2 protein-coding genes are annotated in these 1,600 nt (G+C 62.2%); both read right to left on the minus strand.

Annotated features, from left to right (window positions below; translation table 11 throughout):
* On the minus strand, positions 1–242 hold a 242-nt coding region (locus tag FXV83_RS36550; protein ID WP_488226266.1), incomplete at its 3' end, for a flagellin N-terminal helical domain-containing protein.
* Between the two features lie 327 nt (positions 243–569).
* On the minus strand, positions 570–1,600 hold a 1,031-nt coding region (locus tag FXV83_RS36555), incomplete at its 5' end, for a DUF1522 domain-containing protein (RefSeq protein ID WP_148744448.1).

A 1,600-nucleotide genomic window follows, 5' to 3' on the forward strand; every position in this document is an offset into this window, starting at 1 on the left:
ATGCCGGTGTTGGCGGCCTGCAGCACCTGCACGCCGTTGGCAATGCCATCGAGCAAATTGTTGATGTCGCTGGCGCGGTTGTCGAGCGACTGTGCCGTGAAGAAGTTGGTGGGGTTGTCGAGCGCCGAGTTCACCTTCTTGCCAGTCGACAAACGGGACTGGGTGGTGGCGAGCAGGTCGGCTGTGGACTGGAGAGAGAGCAGGTTCTGGCGAACCGACGCAGAGAGAACAATACCGGACATAACTCTTACCCTTCTGGTTTACGCGTCTTCGTTCGACCGCTTCGGATCGAGTGACGCGCACAGCCTGCGCGGACATGGCTAACAAAGGGTGAAACCCGCTCGGCAACCGTAAGCGCTGGTTCACCATAAGGCGGCGCCAGCACGTTTGCCCCGATAATGATCCGCTTGAAATCCCTCGATCTTTTGTGGCGTTTGCGGCCCGTTAACCATAACCAACGGTTACTTTTCCAGGAGCGATCAGGTCTCCTTCACGATCGCTCTGCGCAAAAAGAAAACGGCGGGGCCGAAGCTCCGCCGCCATGACTTGATTGCGATGTCTGCCGCGATTTAGCGGAGCAGCTGGAGCACGCTCTGCTGCGACTGGTTGGCCAGCGACAGCGCGGACACCGCGATCGACTGGCGGGTCGACAGTGCCTGGCTGTTGGCCGCTTCCTCGTTGGTGTCGGCCAGCGTCAGGTTGGACGAGCCGGTCTGCAGCACGTTGATCAGGTTCTTGTTGAAGTCCTGGCGCACCTGCACGATGGAGAGGTTCGAACCCAGAGTCGAGGCTTCCGACCGCAGGGTGCTCGAGGCCGAGTTCAGGCTGGTCAGCACCTTGTTGGTCGCGGCGTTGTCGATGAAGTCGGTGCCCTGTACCAGCCCCGCGAGACCCAGACCCTTGGAGTTGAAGGTCACGCCGGTGATGTTCAGGTTGGACTTGCCGGTTTCGTCGAATACCAGCTTGAGCTGGTCGCCGTTGAGCAGGTTGACGCCGTTGAACGAAGCATCCAGCGAGGTCGTGTCGATCTGCGTCAGGATGTTGTTGTACTGGGACACCAGGTTGGTACGGGTGGCCTGGGCAACTGCGTCAGCGACGGGCGCGGTGGCGTTCGACCAGCTCAGAGCCGATGTGATCGTGCCGCCGATGGTGCCACCTGCGCTGGCCGAACCGATCGTCGAGGACGCGTAGTCGTTGGTCGCCGAGACGGTGAGCAGGCCGTTGGCGTCGATCGTGGCACTCAGGTTGTTGGCCTGAAGAGCCGTGTTGAGCTGATCGAGCGTCTTGACCGTGCCACCAGTGCCGTCGCCGAAGGTGACGTTGACCGCCGTGCCGCCGTTGAAGGAGGAGAAGGTCAAGGTCTTGCCCGAGACGCCGCCCGACGCCGCAGAACGGCTCGCGGTGAAGGCGGTGCCGGTGCCGGTCGAACCGGTCAGGCCGAGCGAAGACAGTGCATTACCCGTGCCGGTGATCGACAGATCCGCGTTGGCGCCGGTGGAGATATGCAGCGAACCAGCGACCAGCGAGGAGTTGGTCTGACCGGTTGCGGTGCTCAGGGTCGCCGTACCGCCGGAGTTGGATGCGGTCTGCACGCCGGTGG

It is taken from the genome of Bradyrhizobium hipponense, assembly GCF_008123965.1.
In the GTDB taxonomy this organism is placed as follows: domain Bacteria; phylum Pseudomonadota; class Alphaproteobacteria; order Rhizobiales; family Xanthobacteraceae; genus Bradyrhizobium; species Bradyrhizobium hipponense.